Annotated in this window: 17 protein-coding genes; 8 read left to right on the top strand and 9 right to left on the bottom strand. The window is 41.4% G+C overall.

What is annotated here, in order from left to right:
- Window positions 1–50: 50 nt before the first annotated feature.
- From D9T12_RS00615 to D9T12_RS00605, 3 genes are all read right to left on the bottom strand, one after another.
- Window positions 51–2,480, bottom strand: coding sequence for a methyl-accepting chemotaxis protein (locus tag D9T12_RS00615; RefSeq protein ID WP_165395014.1), 2,430 nt, complete (start codon window positions 2,478–2,480; stop codon window positions 51–53).
- 143 nt (window positions 2,481–2,623) lie between these two features.
- A complete protein-coding gene (locus tag D9T12_RS00610) occupies window positions 2,624–3,895 on the bottom strand; it encodes a porin (RefSeq protein WP_130536354.1) in 1,272 nt (423 codons plus the stop codon).
- Between the two features lie 166 nt (window positions 3,896–4,061).
- Complete coding sequence (locus tag D9T12_RS00605; RefSeq protein ID WP_240693201.1) at window positions 4,062–4,544, bottom strand: DsrE family protein; 483 nt, start codon at window positions 4,542–4,544, stop codon at window positions 4,062–4,064.
- A gap of 490 nt (window positions 4,545–5,034) precedes the next feature.
- On the opposite strand from D9T12_RS00605, the gene D9T12_RS00600 reads away from it, so the two are divergent.
- The 6 genes from D9T12_RS00600 to D9T12_RS00575 all read left to right on the top strand — a co-directional run bounded on the left by D9T12_RS00600 (window position 5,035) and on the right by D9T12_RS00575 (window position 13,459).
- Window positions 5,035–5,622, top strand: coding sequence for an RNA polymerase sigma factor (locus D9T12_RS00600; protein WP_165395013.1), 588 nt, complete (start codon window positions 5,035–5,037; stop codon window positions 5,620–5,622).
- A gap of 42 nt (window positions 5,623–5,664) precedes the next feature.
- A complete protein-coding gene (locus tag D9T12_RS00595; protein ID WP_130536352.1) occupies window positions 5,665–6,435 on the top strand; it encodes a hypothetical protein in 771 nt (256 codons plus the stop codon).
- Window positions 6,436–6,626: 191 nt separating this feature from the next.
- Window positions 6,627–8,153 (top strand): hypothetical protein, encoded by a 1,527-nt coding sequence (locus D9T12_RS00590; RefSeq protein WP_130536351.1) that lies wholly within the window; start codon window positions 6,627–6,629, stop codon window positions 8,151–8,153.
- Window positions 8,154–8,183: 30 nt separating this feature from the next.
- Entirely contained in the window at window positions 8,184–9,731 is a 1,548-nt protein-coding gene (locus D9T12_RS00585) for an Lcl domain-containing protein (protein WP_130536350.1), read from the top strand.
- 138 nt (window positions 9,732–9,869) lie between these two features.
- Window positions 9,870–11,138, top strand: coding sequence for an ABC transporter substrate-binding protein (locus tag D9T12_RS00580; RefSeq protein ID WP_130536349.1), 1,269 nt, complete (start codon window positions 9,870–9,872; stop codon window positions 11,136–11,138).
- 26 nt (window positions 11,139–11,164) lie between these two features.
- Window positions 11,165–13,459, top strand: a complete 2,295-nt coding sequence (locus tag D9T12_RS00575) for a sensor histidine kinase (RefSeq protein ID WP_130536348.1) — start codon at window positions 11,165–11,167, stop codon at window positions 13,457–13,459.
- Window positions 13,460–13,509: 50 nt separating this feature from the next.
- Here D9T12_RS00575 and D9T12_RS00570 read toward each other — a convergent pair whose 3' ends face one another.
- Genes D9T12_RS00570 through D9T12_RS00560 form a run of 3 tightly spaced genes read right to left on the bottom strand, consistent with a single transcriptional unit; the run spans window position 13,510 to window position 17,614 of the window.
- On the bottom strand, window positions 13,510–15,684 hold the full coding sequence (locus D9T12_RS00570; RefSeq protein ID WP_130536347.1) for an AMP-binding protein: 2,175 nt from the start codon (window positions 15,682–15,684) through the stop codon (window positions 13,510–13,512).
- Window positions 15,685–15,701: 17 nt separating this feature from the next.
- On the bottom strand, window positions 15,702–16,970 hold the full coding sequence (locus D9T12_RS00565) for an MFS transporter (RefSeq protein ID WP_130536346.1): 1,269 nt from the start codon (window positions 16,968–16,970) through the stop codon (window positions 15,702–15,704).
- Complete coding sequence (locus D9T12_RS00560) at window positions 16,970–17,614, bottom strand: TetR/AcrR family transcriptional regulator (RefSeq protein ID WP_130536345.1); 645 nt, start codon at window positions 17,612–17,614, stop codon at window positions 16,970–16,972. Before D9T12_RS00560 ends, D9T12_RS00565 begins: the two co-directional genes overlap by 1 nt.
- A 128-nt stretch (window positions 17,615–17,742) precedes the next feature.
- Here D9T12_RS00560 and D9T12_RS00555 point away from each other — a divergent pair, with 128 nt between their 5' ends.
- A complete protein-coding gene (locus D9T12_RS00555) occupies window positions 17,743–18,882 on the top strand; it encodes an efflux RND transporter periplasmic adaptor subunit (protein WP_130536344.1) in 1,140 nt (379 codons plus the stop codon).
- Window positions 18,883–19,111: 229 nt separating this feature from the next.
- Window positions 19,112–22,228, top strand: a complete 3,117-nt coding sequence (locus D9T12_RS00550; protein ID WP_130536343.1) for an efflux RND transporter permease subunit — start codon at window positions 19,112–19,114, stop codon at window positions 22,226–22,228.
- Between the two features lie 190 nt (window positions 22,229–22,418).
- On the opposite strand, the gene D9T12_RS00545 is transcribed toward D9T12_RS00550, so the two are convergent.
- The 3 genes from D9T12_RS00545 to D9T12_RS00535 all read right to left on the bottom strand — a co-directional run bounded on the left by D9T12_RS00545 (window position 22,419) and on the right by D9T12_RS00535 (window position 25,016).
- Complete coding sequence (locus D9T12_RS00545; RefSeq protein ID WP_130536342.1) at window positions 22,419–23,357, bottom strand: DUF3616 domain-containing protein; 939 nt, start codon at window positions 23,355–23,357, stop codon at window positions 22,419–22,421.
- 158 nt (window positions 23,358–23,515) lie between these two features.
- Window positions 23,516–24,358, bottom strand: a complete 843-nt coding sequence (locus D9T12_RS00540; protein ID WP_130536341.1) for a pirin family protein — start codon at window positions 24,356–24,358, stop codon at window positions 23,516–23,518.
- 55 nt (window positions 24,359–24,413) lie between these two features.
- Window positions 24,414–25,016 carry an FMN-dependent NADH-azoreductase gene (locus D9T12_RS00535; protein ID WP_130536340.1) on the bottom strand — a complete coding sequence of 201 codons (603 nt, stop codon included), beginning with the start codon at window positions 25,014–25,016 and terminating at the stop codon, window positions 24,414–24,416.
- Window positions 25,017–25,102: the final 86 nt, after the last annotated feature.

Genomic DNA, 25,102 nt, shown 5'->3' with positions numbered 1-25,102 from the left:
CCAAAATTAAAAATCAAACCCATTCAAGTCCAACCACTCAAGCCCTTTGCCTAAGATGAAGGCAGGAGGTTTTTTGTCTTGAATTTGCCCATATCAGCTCGGAGCGATTGTGCTTGCTCTGTAAGGCTTTCGGACGCTGCACTGGTTTGCTCAACCAAAGCCGCATTTTGCTGAGCCCCTGAATCAATCAAATCGATGGCTTTATGGACTTGTTCAATGCCTGTCGCCTGCTCAGCAGTCGCATCATCAATCTGCTGAATCATGTCAGAAACCAATTCAACAGACGCATGAATCTGTTGTAAAACCTCACCTGATTGTTGAGTCAGTTCCGTACCTTGTTCAATACTCACTGTATTTTCATTCACTAAAGCTGTAATCTCTTTCGCAGCGTCTGCAGACTTTTGCGCCAGTGCTCGAACTTCACTCGCAACCACCGCAAATCCTCGACCATGCTCCCCTGCTCTGGCCGCTTCAACGGCTGCATTCAAAGCCAGCAAATTGGTTTGGAACGCAATACTATCTATCAAGCCGACAATATCATTAATCTTATGACTGGACTCTTGAATAGCATTGATTGCGTTAATGTTCTGCTGCATAACCTCACTGCCATGCACAACTTTTTCTTTCACCTTTTGGGCTTCTTCAGAGGCTTTTTCAACATGCTCACGGTTGTTTTGCACCGCAACATTCATTTGTGTCATAGTCGCAGAAGTTTGCTCCACCGAAGCGGCTTGCTGTTGAACCTGATCACTCAAATCATTTGCACCCAAAGACACCTCTTCAGCAGCGCCACTCACCTGATTGGCAATTTGCATGGCACTCATAACAATCTCATTAAGCTGAGAGTTTGACGCATTAATCACTAATTTAAGCTCATTTAATTGGCCTTTATAATCACCATTGACCGAGCGTGTTAAATCTCCTTGTGACTGTGCAGAGGCGACATCTAAGATTTCATAAATCGCAGAATCAATCGCTTTTACCGAATCATTCACATGGTTCACTAATCGACGTAATTCACCACGAGCCTCACATTCTACTCGTGAGCTGAAGTCGCCTAAATTCATTGCTTGCATCGCTTGGTTCACTTGCTGAATCACTGTTTGAATCGAATGCATCGCTTTATCCACATCATCCCTAAAATTCTGTGCAACCTGATCACTCATCCGAATATCAAACTGACCATCAACTAAGCCTTGCATCACTTTTTGCAATTCAGTCATCACAAATTCAACGCTATGCGCACTCTGGTTTACCCCCTCTTTTAGAGTCAGAAGGTCACCGATATAGTCTTGCTCCATACGCTTGGTAAAGTTTCCTTTCGCAATCGCACCCACTGTCGCGTTCGCTTCTTGCAAAGCAGAGTTTGTTCTTTGCATCAATGCATTGAATGCTCGCAACATTTCACCCACTTCATCTTTAGAATCACTGTGAAGATTGGTTGTAAAATGGCCGGATTCATGAACACTGCGAATCGCCTGCAAAATTGATTGTATCGGCTGCTGCACAATCACTCGTGTACTGTAGGCTAAAAGGATTAATAGCAAAACAACCAGAACAACAACCAAAATAACCATAAGAAGAATGATTTGATTCACCCCTTGCATGGCATTCAGCATATCTGGGTGAGATTCATCTAAACCAATTAGATAGTGGCCAACCACTTCACCCTGACCATTCAAAATGGGTTTAGAAACCATTGACCGATCATCTAAATTAATAAATTTTTCATGAACCAATTGGTCAATATCAACGGATTTAAACCACTCCTGACTGCTGGAAAACCACTTCTTATTGGCAAGATAGTAACTGCCTAATTTGTCACTTTCACTGCCTTTTTTCCAACGCTCTAGTCCTTTTTCATTAATGACCGCTAAAAAATAGGTGCCATTGGCAGAAAGCTCCTCAACAACCGATTCTAACCCTGAACGAATATCTAAAACTCCGACAATCTTTGTGTCATCTGTTGGAGAAGAGACCGGCACACTTGCGGTAATAAATAACCCCACCCCAGACAAATCAATTTTGGCTTGAAGTGGTTGCTTTCCAGAAAGTAGGTCACTAAAGTTTCTGGGGGCTTTCTTTCCTAAAGCGGCATCTGGCAAAGGTTTAAAACTACGCATAAAAATTCGATTTTCATTATCAAAAGCAACAAAATTCAAACCTTTTGCTGTGGTTTTACTTGCAAAGGAATCACTTAGCTTGTTGGCAAGTTGGTGCATACCTTTAACATCTTTATTAACAAAATATTCCCCCCATTCTGGGTTCGTGCTGATGGAGCTCAATAAAATACTCAAAGTATTTTGAACTTTAGAATCAATCAAAGATTCCGCCCACTCTTTTTTTTGATTGACCAAGTTCTGGGCGGTTGAATAATGCAACTTGGAACTTGCCTGCATAATCACAAACAAACCAATCACCATTCCCGTCATACTGACAATCAACATTCTGATTAATAGTTTTGCAGAAATACTTTTCAAAATAGTCACTCCCAAAAATACGTTCATGTGACGGATTAAAAAACGCAAATCACAAAAACAAAAACCCCCGCACAAACTTGCATGCGGAGGCTTCGAAAAATACACGCGTTAGAATCAAGAAGACACTAGCCGCGTTTTATCCATTAAAAATGCACACTCACCTGCGCAGAGATTCGATCATCGATCGATTCTAAAACTTTATGAACAGGTGCTGTGCTAGGTAAATCTGGCGCATCAATATCACGCAACTCATAATTCAAACGCAGCGTTGTTTTTTTATTGACAAAATACTGCATACCAAGCGTGGTCGTTTGAAACTCGCGATGCAAACTTGCCGTTTCTGTCGCACTATCAAGCATGTCATAGCGAACATTCAGTTCTAAGCTTGGAATCACTCTATAACCAAGATCCAGATAATATCCTTTCGCTTTTTCGTCAGGTAACACACTAAAGGTTGCGCCGTCATCCGGAACACCCGCACCACTGGTACCACCATAAATCATTCCGTCTGCTGTGACATATTCCGCGCCTAAACGGAAAGTTCCGTCAAAATAAGTCGCACCTAACCCCGTTCTTTTGCGGTCGACCGTTCCGACATCATTGAGAGTTCGCTTACCATTTTGGTGCCAAACATAAAACTTCATACTGTCGCTGCGACCACCACGGTTTTTGCTGAAATGTTTTTCAGTCGATAAATACGCATAAACATCCTTATGGCTATCGTTATCACTCATCTCAACGCCATAGCCATTCCCATACATTAACGCGTAGGTATGAGACCAATCACCATAATTAAACGTATCAAACACCTGCACACCTGTATCTCGGAATGCACCGGCCGGTGCAGAACGCCCAGTGTTACCCACCGAATTTTCAAAATAGCGTTCGTTTAAAATGCGGTCTGTAACATTACTAAAATTAATGTAATTCGCCACGGCAACGGCTTGCATTCCCTCTTCGCTTCCTGGGGTTTTAAATAGACCCACTCGAACTCTGGCACCAGGAATATGGTTAAGAGTTACACTCGCATCGGTTAATTGTCCTCTTGATGCGTTACCGCCTGTGGTCAGGCCGTTATTCCCAAACTCGGCCAATAAGAAATAATTTACCTTTGAATCTAGCAGTAAGTTATTTCCGCGCACCCCAATTCGAGCACGCTTAACATTGAAGCTATCAGCGGTATCCAGTTGCGGTGCAATCTGATTAAAGGCAGCCGAATTACCATTGGGTAGTTTGGTGTCGTCAGTTTTAATATATTCCGCCTGTACAAACCCCCACAATTTTGTTGCAGGTGCCTGATGCTCTGGCTCTGTGCCTTGTAGCATCAACCAGTTAGCAGCCATAGCATTCGAAGCCATGAACACTGCGGATAAGGAGACAGGAACAATCAAACTAAGGTTGAATCTCTTTTTCATTTTTTTCCTCTAAAAGATTTATGCGCTATTTTTTCTTATGATTTTTTATAAAATGATTTGTAATAAAACGCGTTTAAAATTCAAATTTCACTCTGTTGTGGCTTAACAATGTCGTAATCAAAAGCGCTCAGAGCTAAGAGCTACCAACATCACGAGCAATACCACTCTAAGGTTTCAAAATTTGCCAACCAGCGGCATTTAATTGCAGAATACGCCCCGCACCTGCAGGAGCCTTGGTCACGACTTCTTGTAATTCAGGAGTTCTTCCTAAAATTTTTGTCATGTGCGCGAGTGTATTTTCGCAACCACTGAAGCGCACTCCCAAAGTCGCCAAATTTTTAATTCGATCCGAGTAAGGATTACCTTCCATCATCAAACGCAATCCAGGCCCAAAAGCAACTACCTCAATATCAACATTACTCGCGCCATAATAACGCTGTAAATTTGTTGCAACATTCAACACCAATCGTTGTTTAAATGGATCTGGATCACTAATTTGCAAAACAACTTTATGATCCGCAAACGTATCCGGCAATGGAAGTTCTGCTTGAGCTGCAAGAGCAGAGTTTGTAAACATTAGAGACAGGGTTAATACTAAAATCATCCACACCTGCGTTAAATGATCTTGGTATTTCATCAATCCACCCATAGAAATACTCCTTAAGTAAAAAATCTCAGTAAAGGTCGTAAAAACAAACCCTTTAACTGTACGAAGTGAAACGAGCCTATCCAAATCAGTGCAAAATTATCCCAAATCGTCCAACTCATGGCTTCATTACTTTTTGCAAGCAAATTTAAACAGACTCTATTATAAAAACGAATTACTCACTGTTTTTATTCCATAAACTCGCACTAAATAAATTGATTGTTAAATAATTAATTTGAATAGCCTTTTAATTTACATGGATTTTCAAGCCTAGTTCAAAAGCTATTCAACCCTTTATTTCACGGGAGATTTTTAGAAAAATAGGTTACTTGTATATGATGCATTTAGTAAACACAAAAAAGTACTTAACTTAACTTCAATACCTTATCATCACTTGCTCTTTAAAAAAGGTGCGATAAAATCGCCGCCTCAATAAACGTCGTACTGAATGAAAGACTTGGCACTATCAGCGTTTATCAAGCAAGGAAGTTTTATGAGTTTTTTGTTTTCAAAATCAAAAAAAACCACAGCTGAAACCATTCAAATAGCAATGACCGAACACTATTCGTCACTCTATAGAATTGCGTTTGCATGGAGTGGGAATTGCCATGAATCACAAGATTTAGTTCAAGAAACTTTTTTAAAGGCACTTGAGCGATTTGATTCATTAAAAGAGCCTGAAAAAAGCAAACAATGGTTAATTGTGATTATGCGAAATTGTTATTTAGATGATATGAGATACAAAAAACGCTGGCAAATAACCGATGAAAGTGCATTGGATACCATGCTATTTTCAACACAAAGCAGTGAACAGTTAGTCATCGAACAACAAAAAAACGATCAACTGCAAATTGCCATTCAAAAGTTACCTTTTGAACAAAAAGAAACCTTGTTACTTGCCGACTTAGAAGGATTTAGCTACCAAGAAATTAGTAATATTACTGATACACCTATCGGAACAGTGATGAGCCGACTATCACGGGCAAGGGAAAAATTAAGAGAACGTTTATTACAAAACTCGATTCATCCAAGCTCACAAAAACAACAGAAAATCATTCCTTTTAAGCAAAATCATGCTTAAGCTAATCACTGTTAGAAATTGAAAGTCGAGTGGAATTCAAAAATGGAGACAAAACAAACCACCTTATCGAATTCAGACGAATGGTTAATTCATCCTTATTTGGATGACCAGCTCAGTGAAGAAGAGAAGAGAGCATTCGAAGAAAAAATCTCCTCAAACCTTGAACTAAGGAATAAGCTGCACGATTACAAATATCTGAAACAGCTTGTGCCTCATGCTTACGACACATTAAACATTCCTGAGCCAGCTTTTTCTGCCAAAAAACAATATTCAAACTACAGAAAAGCTTCTTATTGGAAACCTATTCCTATAATTGCGGCCGGCGTAACAGGAATTTTCTTTGGTGCCATTATTGGTGTTTTCGGTGCCAGCCAGGTTTGGCACAACCAAGTTTTAACGCCTACAACACAATTTCTGCCTGAGACAACAGATGCCTTTTCGCTTAACCAAAATCGCTCTAAATTTATGATTCACGTAGATTCCGATGATCCAATTAAGCATATGGCAGCGATTGAAAAAATTATGCAAATCTACTCTGAGAATGAATCCAATGAGTTAATCGAAGTCGATGTAATCACTAACTACAAGGGGGTTTATATGTACGATATTAACAACCCATATAGTAGTCAATTGAAAGCTCTCGCCGAACAATACCCCTCACTGAACTTATACGCCTGCCAACGATCGTTATACCGAGCTCGTCAAAGTAGTTCACCCTATTTAAAAATCATTGATCAAGTCAATTCAGAAAAGCCAGCTGTTGATGCAATGGCTGAACGCATGAATAGTGGTTGGAAATACATAAAAATATAAACTTTATATTATTATTTTGTATAAAATCAGCTTAAAAATCGTTTCACATTCTTCTAAAAATTTTAGATCAAAGATCTGATATATGAGCTATCAATTCACAACTTCAATTGTCAATACAATTTCCCAGCAACAAAAGCCTTACTAACTCGGTCCATAATTAAATTAAAACTATTGAGAATCGGATAATGAACATGAAATTAAACTCCATCAAAGCCGTTTTATTTACCCTGATACTTTCCAACAGTTATGCATTTGCCAGCCAGCTACCAGTCAAAGAGTTTTTTCCCCCTCAAATTAAAATTGACTTGCCAACGACAAAAAGTCAGAAAGAACTTGATAATGAACTTGAAAATCTATTTAGCCCCAAAACATCGAAAGATGAATACCAAACTGCACTTAAACTTCTTCGGCAAGGGGCCTTCCCAACGGAAAAAGCCTTATTTGGAACCCTAACACGACATGTTAAAGACTACCGGTCATTTCAATTACTTTATGAATATGGTGGCTTTGATAAAGCGATATTTCTAGAACATCGTTACGGGCGCTCTGTTCCCAAATGTGATGTTCTTAGAAATGCCTTCAAGGTTCAGTACTACAATACAAATCAATCTCTTGAAAAAGAGATTAAATCGACTACAGAAACCATGCTGTTTTTAAAAGACAAAATCAATTTTAAGGACTGTAGTAAGGACTTGGTCAAAACTTATGCTGATTTAGCTGGAAGATATCAGACTCATAGCATTTCTCTTGATGGCTTAAAAATTCTATTAGCATCTGGGGTAGATGCTTCAATGATATTAAATGAAGTTTTAAACGGCATGCAAGATATGAAAAAAGGGTTTGAGGCGCGCACAAAAGCAGCACAAGTTTTAGTTGATGCTGGTGCTAAGCCACATTCCGATGTATTAAAGTCCTATCTTATAGAATCAAGCCCCAGAGAAATTGATGGTTACGCCAGATTCTTGGAAGTAGCGGTAACCAACTTAAAAACCATTGATAAAAACATAGACCACGCATTGCGTGAAGTTAAAACTCAAGCTGAACGCTATGGTAAACGAAGACCTCACCTAAAAGAAAAATACACAAAAACAGCCGCTGTTTTTGCCAACATAGGCGGTCAGAATTTAGCAGCCAAGCAAGCAAATGACGACCTGAAAAACCAACTACGCGAAGCAATAAAAGCAAAAAATGAACGTCGTGTTTTATTTTATATTTCGAGAGGTGCGAAAATTTCATCAGATGACATTTATCGTGTAACACAAGCTGGAATGATTAAGGCTGTTCAAACAATGTTGCAAAAGCAACCAAAAGACATTGAACATGCAAAACTGCTTCAAATAGGTATCAAACAAAAGAATACAAGCATTTCGGATATAGTTCTGAGAGATATTCAGCAAAAGCAACTAAATAGCAGTGAATATAGAAAGCTATTGCTAATTGGAATAGAACAACAAAATCCGACGATTTCAGCTATCGCTCTTAAGAACTTACCTAATGCTCAAAGGCTTGAAAATACCTTAATTCTAGCGCTTGAAAAGAAAGATTTAGACACCGCCAAAAAGATCCATAAACTAAATGGACTGAACGCGGATCTCATTTTTGAAACTTTATTTAATAAATACGGCATCAACTCTACCGCTTTTAAGTCTGCGGTTAACATTTTTGGCTCGATAGGCATTGACCAAAAAAATTACTACCAAAATTTAAAACCACAATAAAAAATTCAAACGCGATCTAAGGGACTGACAATGATTTCGATGAATACAGCTACATATATTTCACTGCTAACGCTTCTTGCAACTCAAGTTCAAGCAGGAATTCAATCAACAGTTGAAAACGAGCGAGTTGAACGTGACCTTTTAAAAGGTTTTGTGGTGGATACTTGGACCGGCTTGATTTGGGAAAACACGAAACATACACAAGATGGCCCTCGTGCTTGGATAAGCGCGCCAAACGAACAGTTGAAATTTTCAGAAGCACAGGACTATTGTAAAAATTTACACATTGGTAAATATAAAAATTTTAGAGTCCCGAACGATGCAGAATTAAGAAGCATCTTTGACTTTAGACGCCAATTTTCGAATCCATCGTCACTCGCTTATTGGACATCAACGCCCACCACAATCTCTTACCGAGTTAATAGACCCAGTGAAGATGGCTTTGTTAAACGTTGGCATAATACTGGTGAACGCTCTTCGGGCGCTATGCACCATACCGCACCCGTCCGCTGTGTGGCGGGACCTACTTTTGATAGTGTGATTGCAATCAATAAAAAAGCCAACCAAATCAAAGCACAAAAAATTCGCCAGAAAGACAAAGCACTGTTTGAGCAGGCAAAACAAAAAAATACCCTACAAGCATATGACCACTTTATTCGGTCTTATGGGGACTCTAGTTTTAAAGAAGACGCTCATAAAGCTTTGACTGTTTTGGTTGATAAAGCCTACAACACGGCAAAAGCACAAAATACAACAACCGCCTATCTAAAATACCTTAAAGAGGTCTCTCCCTACGATAAAAGTCGTGATAGTAATGTGTTCAACAACCTATTTGCATTGGCAAGTAAACAAAACACCATAAAAAGCTATTCTGATTTTATTGCAGAATTTCCAGAGTCTACTCAAGCCAAAGAGGCCATCGCTAAAATTTACCAGTTAACTGAAAATGAAAACAACATCGCCGGTTATCAGTGGTTTTTAAAAACGTATCCAAATTCTGAACAATCACGCGATGCTTTAAAAAGCCTGCATAAACGTGCATTCCAAATAGCAGACGACATTGGAACAATTGATGCCTATAACGATTTTGTGATTGCCTACCCTTTCGCAGAACAAGTCCAGCAGGCAAATAATGAAGCTCATGCTTTGGAACAAAAAGAATACTCCAGTTACTTTACCAGTGATGAAAAACTCTCAAGAGCCCTTTTAGTCCGCTCCAAACAATTAGAACGCAAAGCGCGTGATGTTAATAGTGACCAACGTACTGGCTATATGTTGGTGGTTAATCGTATGAATGAGCTGTTACAAGATGAATTTCCTGCCGAAGAGGCGACATTACGCTATTTGGAATCTGAAGAATTCAAGAGTTTTTACAAAGATTTCAAACGAGTCATGAATCGCATTGATCGCAAACTCGCTGATATTCGTTCAAATACTGCCAATCTATCCAGTTTAATCAAAGATCAAACTCGCTTAATGGATAACCACTTTGACAAAGCGGCTGAATCGCGTGAAATGTCAGCCAAACTGACTGAACAACATCGTTACTGGGAGCGCTATCTTAAAAAGAGAAATTAGTAATAATCTATATCAATTCTCTGTACATAAAGCTGACGAGTTTGGAGACTTCCTTAGAAAGTAGGTATAAGATAGGTAGACAAATGCAATAATTTAATCGCACCCTAACCAAGTCCCCACTCGACTTTGAGGTATAAGATGACCAGCCGAAGAGAATTTATCTACAAAGGACTCTTGGCCGCGGCCAGTATTTCAAGCGCAGGCTTTCCTGGAATTTTGCATGCGCAAAATAAACGCCCGACGGTTAAAGTTGTCGGTACTCATGTCACTTTGCAGCCTCACCTCAAAGCGCGTGCCGAAAAAGAACTCGGAATAAACCTAGAATTTTATCCCGGTGGGAGTGCAGAAGTCCTATTAAAGGCCACCACAGATCCCACATCGTTTGACCTCTATGAACAATGGTCTAATAGTGTACGTCCACTTTGGCAAGCCGACGCAATTCAGCCAATCGAAACCTCTCGGCTCAAATACTGGAATGAAATATCACCTTTAGCGAAAACGGGAAAACTCACTGAAAAGGCAAAAATTGGTGCCGGTGATTCCCCAAATAAAATTCTGTTTATCCAACCAAATGGCACCCTTGGCCCAAATCCAACCGATCAAATCACTTTTATGCCTTATGTTCATAACGTAGATTCCTTCGGCTATAACACGCAAAAAATACCGGCCGGTATTCCTTATGAAACCGAAAGTTGGGGATGGCTTTTAGACAACAAATATCAAGGGCGAGTTGCGCTCGTCAACGACCCCACTATTGGTTTGTTTGATGCGGCACTGGCCATCCAAGCTCAAGGTTTCATGTCATTTAAGGATATTGGGAATTTCAGCCGCGACGAACTGGATCAGATGTTTACGATTCTGACTGATTTAAAAAGCCAAGGCCAATTCCGAGGGGTTTGGTCATCCGTTCCTCATTCAATTAAGCTTATGGCCACGCATCAAGTGGATATTCAAAGTATGTTTTCACCGGCAGTCGCCTCACTCAACGGAATGGGAGTTCCTTGTATTTATGCCGCCCCCAAAGAAGGTTATCGTGCTTGGCATGGAGTTATGTCACTTTCCAGCGAATCCCGAGGAGAATCAAAAGATGCGGCTTATGAATACATGAATTGGTGGTTGTCCGGCTATGCTGGTGCCTTTATTGCCCGACAAGGTTATTACATCTCGAATCCTGAACGTTCTCGACAATTTATGAGCCAAGCTGAATGGGATTATTGGTATCTAGGCAAACCAGCCAGCGAGATGCTACAAGGCACCGATGGCAAAAACTCAATTAAAGCAGGCGAAATTCGTACTGGAGGCTCTTACCATCGTCGATTTGAAAATATTGCTGTCTGGAACACAGTCATCCCAAATTACGAGTATTCATTGCGAAAATGGAATGAATTTGTCTTAGCAGGCGTTTAACGCCTAATTGTGTACATGGCTGAACTATGAAACTCCCCACCTTTAACCTTCGATTGCAGAGCAAAATCTACGGATTTGTTTTGCTACTGGTTGTATTTTTTATTGCTTTGAACGTTCTGTTTTTTATGCAGATAAACCATATATTCAACGACTACAAAGCCAGTGACCAAGCCAACCTTAATATTCAACAATCCATACAGATTACCGGTGAAATCGAAAAGTTACAGCGTCATGTACAAAACTATACCTATACTGGCTATCTGGACTCTGCCGATGCCGCGCGTAAGTTGTATCACACACTCTTTAAACGCTTAGTCCAATCGACCACGCAGTCTTCCGAAACCAGCCAAACTAATTATGACAGTATGCGACTTCACTTAGAACGCTACTATGCAAAGTTTAATGAGCTAATTCTACAACGCGGCACACAACAGCAACTACGCGATAACATTCGTCAATATGGTGAACAAATCGAGAAAGGTTTCCAAAACTATTTGGCTAGCTCTAACAGTCCAGAACAAATCAAATTAGCTCAACAGCTCTATATCCGGTCTTATCAAGTCGAAAAAGGAGCCTTTCGTTATTTTGAATCACTTGATAATCGTTTTGCCAAACTTGCCAAACAATCCTTTAAAACGATGTGGAGAGAATTTAAGCAACTAAAATCGCTCCCACAAACGCCTCCTCAGCAATCCATGTTAAAAACGTTAGAAGAGCAAATAGCGCTTACCGAAAAAACTTTTACGCGCTCAATTCAACATACACGAGGTTATCTATCATTAGTCAATGTGGTGATGGCTGCAGAGGCTTTTGAAGTCCTTTATCACGCCAACCAAATCAACCAAAACGCCCAAAAATCTGTCAAGCAAATCAAGCAAGCCCTCGAAATGCAATATGAGCAAGTTATTCAAACCAGCATTATAGGGTCTTTGATTTTAATGGGATTGGCTTTAATCTTGGCTATCTTGAATGTTAAATCTGTCGTGCGTCCCATCGCATCATTGAATCAAGCCTTTCAATCGCTTGCTCGCGGTGATACAGATGCCAAAATCCCTGATTACAACATTCATGATGAAATCGGCCAATTGACACTCTCTGCCAAAGAATTCCAAAATAAAAATATTGAAACGCAGCATCTACTCTCAGAAAGTGAGCAGCTCAGTCAAAAACTACTCTCCGTACAAGAGCGTTTAACCATTGCAACCACCAGTGCTCAAATCGGAGTCTGGGACTGGAATTTAAAAACCAACGAGCTGTTTTGGGATGAAATGATGTTTAAGATTTATCACCTTCATCCAGAAGATTTCAGCTCCCATTACGAGGCTTGGAGCCAAGCATTGCATCCTGATGACCGCATCGCCACCGAAGAGCTGTTAACCGAATCGACCCAACATAATAAAAACTTTGATACCGTCTTCCGAATTGTCTGGCCAAATGGTGAAGAACGCTACATTAAAGCCTATGCTATCACTCTTTATGACGATACCGGCGACGCCATTCACACCATTGGGGTTAACTATGACATCACTGAATTTGAACAGCTTAGACACCATCTAGAAAAACGAGTCAAAGCAGAGTTAGCCACTCAACAAGAACAAGAACAAGTACTAATTCAGCAATCCAAACTTGCCGCCATGGGGGAAATGATTAATGCTATTTCTCGTCAATGGCGACAACCTCTACATGAAGTCTCGCTGTATCTTCAAGACTTATTGAGTGCCCAAAGTCACGACCAATTAACGAAGCAATTATTAGAAGACAATGTCACCAAAAGCCGCAAAAAAATTAAGTTCATATCCAAAACGATTGATGACTTCCATACCTTCTTTAACCCAGATTCAGAAGATACTGATCTGGATTTAAATGAACTGATTAAGCACACTCTAAATCTATTTGAAGCACAATTCGAAGACAACGATATCACAATTAATCTGACGACAGATCAAGCCAAGAGTTACCCGTTGCACGGCAATGCCAATCATATGCAGCAATCACTGGCAAATCTGATTACCAATGCAATAGATGCCATCAAAGAGCGTCGTCAACAAGAAGGCTCTGAATTTAAAGCGCTGATCTCTATCACATTGAAAAACCACAAAGAGTTTTATTCGGTTGAGCTGATTGACAACGGCATTGGGCTATCCAAAGAGTCAGAAAAGAAAGCATTTGAGCCGTATTTCACCACTAAGGATGAAGGTATTGGCATCGGGCTTTACATGACCCGCACGATTATTAAAAAATACTTTAACGGACGAGTTGATTTGTATCCAATTCCTAATCAAAAAGGCGCTCGCACATTACTACGAGTACCGCATGATTAAGATTCCCAACAAAAATATTGTGATTGAATTTTAGCCTTGAGAAATGCGCCTTATCCAAGTTGCTTTTCAGCAATTTTTTGCACTTCTGGGTAATTAGTTTTTCCAGTGCCCAACACTGGAATTTCTTCTAACAGAATCACGGTTTTAGGAATCATCAACTCTGAAAATTGTCGTGCTTTAGCCGCTTCCAACACAACTTTTCGGTTCAAGGTCGCATCATCGGTCACCAATACCAATTGCTCACCTTTTCGAGAGTCCGGCACAGCCACGACAACATGATGGCCATCAGGGCAAGCTTCATTAATGTAAGCCTCAACCGCAGTCAAAGACACCATTTCACCACCGATTTTTGCAAAGCGTTTTGCACGGCCTTTAATCCAAACATAACCATCCTCATCAACCTCTACAATATCACCGGTATCATGCCACCCATCCATTGGAGGCTGAATTTTTCCTGGCCGGTCTGGCATCACATAGCCCAACATAATATTTGGCCCACGTACAAACAGACGACCACCCTCTTCAATACCGGGTACGGGCTCAAGTCGATACTCCACTTCTGGTACAAACTGCCCAACCGAACCATGTTTATAGCCGGTCGGCAAATTCACCGACAATACGGGAGTCGTTTCCGTGACACCATAACCTTCGTAAATCGGTTGATGAAACTTCTCTGCGTACAATTGACGTGTTTCCGGTCTCAGGCGCTCAGCACCAGCAACCAAAGCTCGAAGGCTATAAAAGTCATAAGGATTGGCTTTTCGCGCATAACCGGCAAAAAAAGTATCCGTACCAAAAATCAGACGAGCGTTCGTTTGATAAACCATCTCAGGCACAACCTGATAATGAACGGGGGATGGGTACATGAACACGCGTGCACCTTTCAAAATTGGCCACAACATACCTGCGGTTAATCCAAAACAGTGGAACGTTGGTAAAGCGTTAAACAGTTTTTCTTGTGGCAACAGCGTCAGCATGGCACTGATTTGCTCAATATTGCTCACCAAGTTCTGATGCGACAAGACCACCCCTTTCGGTGCTCCCTCCGACCCAGAAGTAAACAGAACCACGGCTTCTTTACCGGCCGGTAAAGAGTAACCCGCCAAAGATTTAGAGCTTTGTAACAAACCCGCCAGCTTTTGCGGCAAGCCAATCTTCTGCCTCACCCCTTCAAGCATTAAAAAACGGACATTTGGGGATAGTTCATCAATCAATGGCTGAAGCTCAAATGCATCGACAAATCGCTGAGAGGTAATAATCGTTTTAAGTTCTGCCGTCTCGCAAGCTGAACGAATGGCAGCGACCCCAGACGTAAAATTGATCATAGCTGGCACATAACCATAGGCCTGCAGTGCAAAAAAACTCGCAGGCATACCAGCGACATTCGGCAACATCAGGCCGACGCGTTTTTCATCACCTAGTGCTTTCGCTAGCTGCTTTCCTAAAATTTTCGCAGCCAAATCGATTTGTTTCAGACTAAGTTCTTGGTCGTTGATATCTTTAACACAGACTTCTTTTGGACGATAGGTGGCTTTAGCCACTTGCAACATTCGGTAGAGAGATTGCTGTTCAACCGTCCCGAAGTAAGCACTCTGACGCATAATTTTTGCCACTTGCTGGCTCAATGCTTGGTGTTTAGCATGCCCTTTTAAATGGTTCGGAACCTTTAAGCTTCTGGGAGGTGATATCGTTAGACGAATTTTGGGGAAACAAAAGCGTTTGATAAACGCAAAATGCATTCCATCAAGGTAAGAAAATTTCGAGAGTACTGCGCCATCAATATGCACTGGCAGGATCAACGCATTGGCTTTGGAAGCCACCATCCCCGTACCATCATAGATTTTCATTAAACCGCCGGTCGTGGTAATGCGCCCTTCAGGGAAAATCATACATTGCTTTCCAGAACGCAACTGCTCAATCATATGTTTAGCAGCGTAAGGACTGTGCATATCGACACTAAAATAGTCACTCATGCTCAAAATAAAACGTTCACTAGAACGGTGCGTATGGCCTTTATCGACCATAAAGGTCGTTTTGCCCGGAATAAACAGTTCGAGCAAGGGTCCATCTAACAAAGAAACATGATTAGCAATAATCAGGATTGGGCGACCATCCTCAGCCGCTTTTTGATAATGTTCGAGTCCTTTGACTTCAACTCGATATAAGGCCTTAAAAAGCCCCTTTGCAAGAGACTTAGCAACTGACTTAAAAATCCATTTAAACACGCTTTAATTACCCGGTTTTAGCCGCTGAGGTTTCTGCCAAGGCTTTTCAACCAAAACGCGACCGGCAGGTTCATCAGCGCCACAATCAATAACATTGTCAGCAATTCTAACCCTAAAGCGTAACCAAGCATAATCAACAATGCCGATAAGACCATTAAAAGCGAATTAATAATATTGTTAAGCGCAATCATTCGCGCTCTCTGAGGTTCAGGCGTTTCAATTTGTATCAACGTATAGAGTGGCACTATGTATGCGCCACCGAACAAAGCCATCGCAGCAAAGCTCAACAACAACCCTTGAAAAAAACCATTCGAGATTAGTTCATGAACACTCAATAAATTCTCACCGGCCGGTGGCAATTGTCCAAGCAAAATCATCCCAACTGCTAAGGACAGTCCCATTCCCACCAACAAAAAAGAATGCCAATTTAAATGTATTTTTGGCGGCATCAACTTGGCAATCAAACCTGAACCGACGGCAATACCAACTGAAAACAGTGTGAGAAACAGCACCACAACCGAATCGTTTCCTCCTACTTGGAACTTCACCAGTGTGGGAATTTGACTCAAAATAACCGCGCCAAAAAACCAAAACCACGAAATTGCCAACACCGACTTAAATGCAATTGGCACTTGTTTTGCCTGCGCAACCATTTGACGAAATGTCTGACTTTGCATCTTGGTAACGGGTAAATCCGTTTTTAATCCTAAACTAGCCAACCACCCCAAAACGGCTGTCGCAATAACCGCCCCCGCCATCCATGTTTCACCGGCCGGTAACATAATCCCTAAACCGCCAAAAATCGTCCCCAATAAAATTGCAATAAAGGTTGAGCCACTAAACCAGCCATTCGCCTTAATTAATAACCGGCCGGTTAAAAGTTGCGGCAAAATAGAATATTTGATTGGCCCAAAAAATGCCGATTGAACGCCCATAAAAAACAGCGAAATCAACATTAACTCGACCGATTGACTCACCAAGGCGAGAGCACCTAAACCCATAATGCCAATTTCGGCCAGTTTAATTTTCTTGATTAACGCAATCTTGTCATACGTATCCGCTAAGCGCCCAGCAAAAGCTGAAAACAACACAAACGGTAAAATAAACAACCCGGCTGCCAGAGTGACCAATAACCCCCCATCACTTTCATTGGTTGCCAATTTAAAGGTAAACCAGATAACCAGCGCATTTTTAAACAGATTGTCGTTAAAAGCACCTAAGAATTGGACGAAAAACAAGGTAGGAAATGAGCAGCTCGAACAGCGCCAAAGAGAGGGCGAGAACATTATTTTTCAGCCTTTGGCTGAATTCGAGCCCCAGTTAAAAACAGGTCAATAGCTTGTAAAAGCGCCTGCTGCATCTCATTCTCATCAATTTGCTCGCCAAACATTAAACGGTAATAAAACGGCCCTTTAATCATTTCTAAAAACTGTGCAGCAGCCAGTTGTGGGTTTTCCAGTTGAATTGTGCCCCTTTGTTGTTCACATTCAAAATAACTGGCCAAAATCTGAATGGCTTTTTGCGGTCCATTTTCTAAAAAGATTCGATGAATTTGCGCCTGCTCATCATTGTTCTCAGCCACGACCAAACGATTCATTGCCACACCTTCTTCCGAAAGAGCAACTTTTTGCAAGGCAGAACCAAAGTTTTTCAAATTGGTCTCAATATCAGCTTGCCAATAATCACAGCTCAAAAAAGGCGTAAAAATTTCTTCCGTTTTTTTGTGGAAGACCGCCTCAAATAAACCGAGTTTGTTTTCGAAATAGCGATAAAGCGTGTTTAAAGACCCGCCGGCATTCTTTACCACCTCATTCACCGAGGTACCGGCATACCCCTTTTGCAAAAAAAGCGTTTCGGCGACGTCTAAAAACTTTTGGCGCCGTAATTCGCCACGAGATGGATTAAGTGTTTCGTTGCTTGGTTGTTTCACAGGATGCTTAGCGTTTTAAAAAAACATCTATTATAACGGGTTTAAAAAAGAGTTTTAAAAGTGTAGCAACCATTACACTTTTTATTTACAATGAAAAATTGTTTTATTCATTTAACTAGGTGAAGTTTATGACTCGTCTGATTCGCAGTTTTTCACTCTTGAATCTATGTATATTTTTGAGCTTAATGATAGGTTCCAAAATCGCATATTCTCAAGAAGAACGCCCCCCAATGCCAGTTCCGGTCATTGAGGCAAAAACCACTTCTGTCCCTTTCACTAAAACTTATCCGATCCGTCTGTCGGCGCTTCAAGAAGTTGAAGTCCATGCACGAATTACTGCCATTATTGAAGAGCAACTGTACCGTGAAGGTGAGACAGTTCAAAAAGGCCAATTGCTTTATCAACTGGATGACCGTCGTGCCAAGGCAGCTTTTGGTATATCTAAAGCGAATTTAGAAACCGCCAAGACAAACCTAGAACAAACAGAGCGCACCTACAAACGCACACAAAAACTGCTAAGTAATCGCACCGTCAGTCAGCAAGCCGTCGATGATGCCTACTCCGCGTGGCAGGCGGCAAAAAGTGGTTTACAAGCGGCGGAAGCACAGCTGCAAAATGCCAAAATCGAACTGGATGACACTACGATTGAGGCAGAAATTTCTGGAATCATTGGTGAACGTCAACAAGATGTTGGGGACTTAATGGACCCAGTGTCTGGTAAAACCTTGCTGAATACTATTCAACAAATCGATCAGCTCTACGGCCACTTTTCAGTATCTGACCAAGATCGCCAAACGTTGTTTAACCTGCAAGATCAACAACTACTCACACTTTACTCCTCGCCAAAAGTGCGTTTGCTCAACAACCAAGCGCAAATCATTGCAGACGGAGAGTTAGATTTCACAGCAAACCAAGTCGATGCGAATACTGCGTCGCAGTTCTATCGTGCTATTTTCGATAACAAAAATCAGCGATTGCTCCCAGGACAACTTCTTCGCGCAGAAGTGGAACATGGCACTTGGCAGAACGTGATGAACGTACCACAGAAGGCCGTGATTCAAAATTCAGGCCAAGCATTTGTTTATGTGATTGAAGAAGGTAAAGCCCAAATGCGTCCAGTTACTTTAGCAGGGAACTACCAAGATCAATGGCTGATCAGCAAAGGCCTAAAAGCAGGTGAACAGGTGATTATTGGCAATATCATTAAACTACGGCCAAATTCACCAGTACAAGTGCTAGATAAAAACTCACCGGCCGGTGAAGAATAACCTTTCTGTCCTCAACTAAGCGTCGAAAGGAAGGAAGCCATCATGCTTAGGAATTAATAGGTTATTTCAGAAACATTGAAGGCTACAGATGGTCTTCAAGCCAAACTCAAAGGGCATAACCTCCTCAAGAACACGCATATTGGGGCTTCTGAAATAAACTTAGGATTCCCAGACAGATAGAATTCACTAGGCGTTATAAGCGCCTGTAACCATAACGGATGACCCACTTATGTTATCGAAATTCTTTATAGATCGGCCGGTGTTTGCATCGGTCTTTTCACTGATTATCGTCATTGCCGGTTTCATGGCAATGAAGTCAGTGCCGATTGCGGAATATCCGCAAATCGTACCGCCACAAGTTCAGGTACAAGCCACCTATCCTGGTGCGAGTGCCGAAACACTGTCAGAGACCGTTGCAGCTCCATTGGAACAAGCAATTAACGGTATCGACGATATGCTTTATATCAATAGCGTTGGTTCTTCCTCTGGCGTTCTAACCATGACAGTGACTTTTAAAATCGGTACTGACATCGACCAAGCCAATATCAATGTGAACAACCGAGTACAGTCAGCACTGAATAAGTTGCCGATTGAAGTGCAACAGCTTGGCGTCAACGTTAATAAACGTTCACCCAGTATCTTAAAGGTGATTGCACTTTACTCTGGAGACAACTCTTTAGATACGGTCTTTATCGCCAACTACGGCCTAATTAATGTTTTGGATGAATTATCGCGGATTCCAGGTGTTGGTGAAGCTCGCCAGTTTGGTTCCAAAGACTACTCCATGCGTATCTGGCTTGATCCAAATAAATTACAACAATTCAATCTAACCCCTGCTGATATTTCGACTGCGATTCGCCAACAAAACTCGCAGTTCGCCGCTGGTAAATTCGGTGCAGAACCCAATACCACTAACCAAGCCTTTACATATACGGTGACCACATCTGGCCGATTAAATTCGGCAGAAGAGTTTGAAAATATCATTTTACGCACCGAAGAAAATGGCGCCCTACTGCGTTTAAAAGATGTTGCTCGTGTTGAGCTCGGTGCGCAAGCCTATAACTTCAATGCCACCTTTGATGGCAAGCCAACCGTACCAATGGGGGTATTTTTACAACCTGGGGCAAATGCCTTAGAAACTGCTCAACTCATTGACGAAAAAATGGAAAAGCTAGCGAAAAATTTTCCTCAAGGGCTTAACTACAAAATACCTTATGACACCTCTGAATTTGTCAGACTGTCCATAGATAAAGTCATCTATACCTTAGTCGAAGCCCTGATATTAGTGGTCTTGGTTGTATTTATTTTCTTACAGAATTTCCGTGCGACCTTGATCCCTGTCTTAGCAATTCCAGTATCGATTATTGGAACCTTTATCGGTATGTATCTGCTGGGCTTTTCGATAAACCAACTCACCTTATTCGGCATGATTCTCGCCATCGGGATTGTCGTGGATGATGCGATTATCGTCGTGGAAAATGTCGAGCGAATTATGCGCGACGAGGGAAAAAAAGCGTATGAAGCCACAGTGCAGGCGATGCAAGAAATCACCGGCCCGATTATTGCCATTGTTTTAGTTTTGGGTGCGGTATTTATTCCCGTCGCGTTTATCGAAGGCTTGAGTGGTGAAATGTACAAACAGTTCGCCATTACAATTGTCATCTCCGTCACAATTTCGGGCATTGTCGCTTTAACGCTCACGCCAGCTCTATGTGCAAATATGATTAAAGACCATCACCACGATAAAGAAAATATTCTTGCACGAGGTTTTAATGCCGGTTTTAACGGTATCACGAATGGATTTACCAGTGGTGTACGCATGATTATGCGTTACAGTCTGTTAAGTATTTTGCTGTTTGGTGGATTAGTGTATGTGACCTACGACACTTTACAATCATTGCCAAAAAGCTTAGTTCCACAGGAAGATAAAGGCACATTGTTTGTATTGAGCTATATGCCTCCGGCGACCTCTCTTAGCCAAATGGAACAGACACGTGATCAAGTGAGTGAAACACTGCTAGCCCACCCTGGAGTGAAACATTCCGTCAGCTTTGCTGGTTTTGATTTACAAACCTTTACTAACCGAACGGACTCGGGTGTCTCCTTCGTTAAACTCGAACACTGGGATGAACGCCTCGAACAAGACTTGCCATCAGACGCGGTGGTCGGACAACTGTTTGGTCAATTGAATGCGATTCCTGACGCTTTTAGCATTCCAATTGGCATGCCAACGATTATGGGCATGAGTATGACGGGCGGTTTTGAGGTCTACTTGCAAAACCGCAATGGCACAGGTTCAAATGAACTCAATAAAGTAACACAAGCACTGATTGAAAATGCCTCGGCACGTCCCGAACTTAAACAAGTGCGTACGACCTTTAATACTCGTGTTCCACAATACGAAGCAATTGTTGACCGTGAAAAAGCTCAAATTCTTGAGGTTTCGGCTTATGAAATCTTTGCCGCGATGCAAGCGACCTTTGGTAGCTTGTATGTGAATGACTTCACATTGTTCGGTCGAACGTTCCGCGTCAATCTGCAAGCCGAAGCCGAGTATCGCGATACGCCAGAAAAATTATCACAGGTTTTTGTGCGCTCAGCGCAAGGCGAGATGATTCCACTGAGCGCTTTGGTCAGAGTCGAGCGTACCACCGGTGCTGATACCGTTGATCGTTTCAACCTTTTCCCTGCTGCAAAAGTTATGGGAGATCCAGCTCCTGGTTATTCATCCGGACAGGCCCTAGCCGCCTTTGAGGAAGCCGCTGCAGAGGTATTGCCAGAAGGATACTCATTAGGTTGGGTGGGCGAAGCCTATCAACAGAAAAAATCAGCAGACAGTGGAAACCAAGCCTTTCTATTTGGTTTGTTATTTGTCTTCCTGATTTTAGCTGCCCAATATGAGCGCTGGTCAATTCCTGTTGCTGTATTAACTGCCGTCCCTTTTGCGGTTTTAGGTGCCTCTTTAATGGTGCTTTCAAGTGGACTAACCAACGATATTTACTTTGAGTTAGGGCTCTTGACTCTGATTGGGTTATCAGCGAAAAATGCAATATTGATTGTTGAGGTCGCGCTGCAAAAACATCGTGCTGGGATGCCGTTAGCAGAAGCCGCAGAATTAGCCGCAAAAATCCGTTTTAGACCGATTGTCATGACGTCTTTAGCCTTTACGATTGCTGCTATTCCTCTAATGCTCTCAGAAGGCGCTGGTGCCGCTGCGAGGGTTTCGGTGGGAACAGGCCTTGTTGGTGGAATGATTGCCGCTACCCTACTCGCGCCTCTCTTTGTACCGATGTTCTTTAAGCTTATTGCGGGGTTGACTGAAAAGATGACTGGTAAATCAGTGTAGAATCTTGCTTCAATGGGTTAGGGAAACCTAATCCAAATTCTATAGAAGAATCGCCAAGTGTTTCACGTGAAACCTTGGCGATTTTTTTTGGTAGAATTATTTTCAAAAACTTAAATTATGCCTTTCTTCTAGAAAATCTGACGATAAATCCAAACTGATCCTATTTCAATGACTGGCTTCTCATTTGTTCTTAATCTAATAATCTAATGGCACCATTTTTAGGTCCATCTTCACCTAGCCATAATCGACCAACAGGGTCGATTGTCAAACACTCCGGTTTCCCCTTAAAGTTCCGAAGTGTGCGATCTGCTTTTAGTTCATTAAACTGATTCTGACCAAACCAATCAAACACCTGATAAAGAGAAGGAATTTCATTTACAGGCCCCGCAAGAACTTTTAAACCATTTGGGGTAGCAACCATATCACGTATTCCTAGTCCTCCCAGATTGACTAATTTCAGCTCCAGTTTTTTCAGTTTGAATTTTTTCGGTTTTAATTCCAGTTCTAAAATCGTCGCGTAGTTGCCACGCAATACCGGTCCACGAAACCCAATCCAAAGTTGTTTGTCTTTGACTGCAATCCCTTCAATATCAATACCGTTTTCTTTGCTTGGCAAAACGACAAAAGGCGCTAGAATTTCATTTTCTGAAATAAATTCATCTAGGCTTTTCGATTGAATATTTAAAACTTTACCGGCCGGTGAAAGTTCAATTTGAAAGAGTTTATGTCGACTAGGTTCAGAAATAATTGGGGCAAGACGTTTCAGGTTTTTCTTTTCCGACGCATCATCTTTGATTTTTTTTCGCTTTTTGGAGTGCGACCCTATGGCATATAAATAAGGTTCCTCCCAAGCCAAACCTTCTAAATCCAGCTCTAGATTATCGCTCGTTAAATTTATAACACCGGAAGAGTCCGCAACAAACTTACCATTGTTATTCGATAAAATTTGAATAGCGGTGCCTTCATCGGTCGCCATAGCGGCAAAAGAATCAGTAATGACCAAACCACTAATATTTCGGTTATCAATGGACAACTTGCCCTCAATATCAAAGGAAGCTGCAAAACTATTTAAGCTAAAAAATAACGCGCATAATACGCTCAAGAAAGAAGAGAAGGTTAAGCGATTCATAAAACAAGTTCCAAAATTGTGTACTTGCCATATTATCGCCTAACTTAAAAATTGAAATGAATTGAATCGATGTGAGTGAATTAGGGAACCTAGGATTGAATCAAATTGAAGTTCTGCGCGACTTACAGCTCACTTATTTTAGGCGTGGCACACCTGACTTAGCCAACCAGCGTACCGTCTCGATAAGCTTTAATTGTGTCACGAATTTCGGCTTCCGAAGTCATCACAAAAGGTCCATGATGCACAATCGGTTCACCAATGGGCTCACCACTAAAAAATAAAACACGTGCGCCAGATTCTGCATGAATTTGGATATGATCACCCTGTGAAAAAGAGACACACTTACCGGCCGGTAACTTTTTAAAAACGCCTCCAGCCAACACAACATTAACCTCTTGGCTAATCACAAAGATACCTGCTGATTTATCAGAATTTTCAATATCAATTAACTGTCGCTCTTGCCAATGCAAATCCAATAAACTTGCATTGCCTGCAAGCGATCGAAAATTAGATAAATAAGATTGCCCATTCACTCTCACACCACCAGCAAGAAACTTCGCATCAATGCCATTTAACTCAATAGACAATACGTCATCGGCAGAAACATCTTGATACCTAGGTTCCTCAAATTTCTCTTGCCTTGGAACATTCAACCAGAATTGAAACCCCCACAAACCATTTGCATCTACATCGGGTTTTTCGGAATGTTCGATCCCCTTACCTGTATGCATCCACTGTAAATCACCCGCGTGTATTTTTGACTTATTCCCCATAGAATCTTGATGCGACATGCTTCCATGAATCAAGTAAGTAAGCGTTTGAATTCCTCTATGCGGATGCACTGGAAATGCATTAGGAGTTTCGTCAGCACTAGCCTTAATTTCATCCAGCATTAAAAATGGGTCGAAACGTCCGTCAAAAAAACTGTTTCGTTTCAAATCAACACCATCTCCATCAACCGTTGGTATTGCATCCGATATCAACTTAGGTTCCCGTAACATCACAACCTCCTTTACCAATAAATAGACGACTCTGAATAGAGTTTCCTCAATGGTTTTAAAAATATTTTTGGATCGCTTCAGATGCTTCCTGTTTGGCTTTTTCGGCTTGCTCTTCACCCATCGCTAAACCAGCTGCATGAATCAAAGTCACATCTTCAATTCCCATAAAACCAAAGATTGTTTTCAAATAACCATCAACAAAATTCATGCTATCTAATGGTGGTTGACGATAATCACCGCCAGAACTGATAACAGCCACAGCATTGACTCCATTAATCAAGCCTTTAGGCCCTTGCTCGGTATATTCAAACGTTAAACCCGCTCGTGCAATATGATCAAAATATGCCTTTAAGGTTGAAGGGATTCCAAAGTTATACATCGGTGTGGCAATCAGAACCGTATCAACGTCTTTCAATTCATTGATCAATTCGGCAGAGTGTGCAAGCAGAGCTTGCTGTTCAGCCGTTGGTTCTGGTGAAAACATCGCTCCCAGCATTTCAGGGGATAAATGTTCTGGAGGAATTTGCGACAAATCACGGTGAAGAACTTCAGCGGCCGGGTTATTTTGCTTCCAACTCAATTCAAATTGTTCTGCAAGCGCTCGACTCACTGAATTATCTTGATTAGCACTCGCATCAATTCGCAATAATTTTTTCATATCCATAACTCCTAAAAATTCGTTGTTTGCTTAATCTGTAAACCTAGTTTAATCAAACACAACCATTTAAAAAACACATAAGAATG

Origin of the sequence: Thiomicrorhabdus indica (assembly GCF_004293625.1) — a bacterium.
In the GTDB taxonomy this organism is placed as follows: domain Bacteria; phylum Pseudomonadota; class Gammaproteobacteria; order Thiomicrospirales; family Thiomicrospiraceae; genus Thiomicrorhabdus; species Thiomicrorhabdus indica.
This window is presented reverse-complemented; position numbering and strand designations above follow the sequence as displayed.